A 1,082-nucleotide genomic window follows, 5' to 3' on the forward strand; every position below is an offset into this window, starting at 1 on the left:
TGTACTTGGTCATGAGGTTGGTGACTGAACGCGGCTGATGGGTGGGTGCCCGTCGAGTGCGTGGTGACCGCGTTCAGTGTTGTAGTGATCAAGCCAGGGCGCCAGTGCCGCGGATCGGACGGCGTTGTCGCCGAATATCTCGTAGTAGGCCCACTCGGTCTGCAGGGTGCGGTTGAACCGCTCGACTTTGCCGTTCTGCCAGGGACAATGCGGTCGGATCGTCTTGTGGCGGGCGCCGATCGCCGTGATGGCGGCGGCGAAGTCGTGGGAGATCACGTAGTTTTTGGCGTTGTCGGTCAGGACACGATGAACTCGGGGAACGCCTTGCTCGGCGAACCACGCGGCGGCGCGGAGCAGGAAGCCCGCGCAGGTCGATCCTTTCTCGTCGTCGTGGATCTCGGCGTAGGCGAGCCGGGAGTGGTCATCGACGGCGGCGTGGACGTAGTCGTAGCCCAGGCCCCGCACCGAGCGAGGTTTGGGACCGCGGCCGTGAGCGCGCCAGCCGCCTCCGGGCGGGATCTTGCCGATCTTCTTGACGTCGAGGTGGACCAGGTCGCCGGGCGCGGGGTGTTCGTAGCGGCGGGTGCTATGGCGGGTGGCGCGGATGCGTTGCCCGGTCAGCGGATCGCACTCGGCCAGCCGTGGCACGTCGTGCCGGGCCAGCACCCGTGACACGGTCCGGACGGGCACACCGGTGACAGCGCTGATGCGAGCCGGTCCGCACCGCAGCTCGCCACGTGCCGCCACGACCCGGCGCTCCGCCGCGGCCGAGGTCCGAGACGGCGTGTGGTGCGGCCGGCTCGAACGATCGGCCAGGCCCGCGGCGCCCTCGTCGCGGAACCGGCGCACCCACCGATGCGCGCACTGCCGCGAGACACCCAACTCCTTGGCCACGTGAGCGACAGGCCTGCCGGCGGAAACCCGCTCAACCAGGACCAGGCGTCCATGCACTGTCAGACGGGCATTACGGTGTCCCATCGAGGCCTCCGGTTGTGGTGACTGACTTCGCAATCACCACCGCACCCGGAGGCCTCACCCATGATCAAGCCGACACACCGTCACCAACGTGTTGGCCAGGTACA

General features: G+C 68.2%; 1 protein-coding gene. It reads right to left on the reverse strand.

The window, feature by feature from the left end:
• Positions 1-9: 9 nt before the first annotated feature.
• The gene (locus L6E10_RS31360; protein ID WP_236223767.1) at positions 10-978 is read right to left on the reverse strand and encodes an IS481 family transposase; all 969 of its coding nucleotides are present in this window, start codon (positions 976-978) and stop codon (positions 10-12) included.
• Positions 979-1,082 lie beyond the last annotated feature (104 nt).

Source organism: Lentzea sp. CC55, from assembly GCF_021056325.1.
Classification (GTDB): Bacteria; Actinomycetota; Actinomycetes; order Mycobacteriales; family Pseudonocardiaceae; genus Lentzea; species Lentzea jiangxiensis.

Bases quoted from the DNA above. Each gene is read 5' to 3' on its own strand.
- L6E10_RS31360 (WP_236223767.1), bottom strand. From the start codon at position 978: ATGGGACACCGTAATGCCCGTCTGACAGTGCATGGACGCCTGGTCCTG.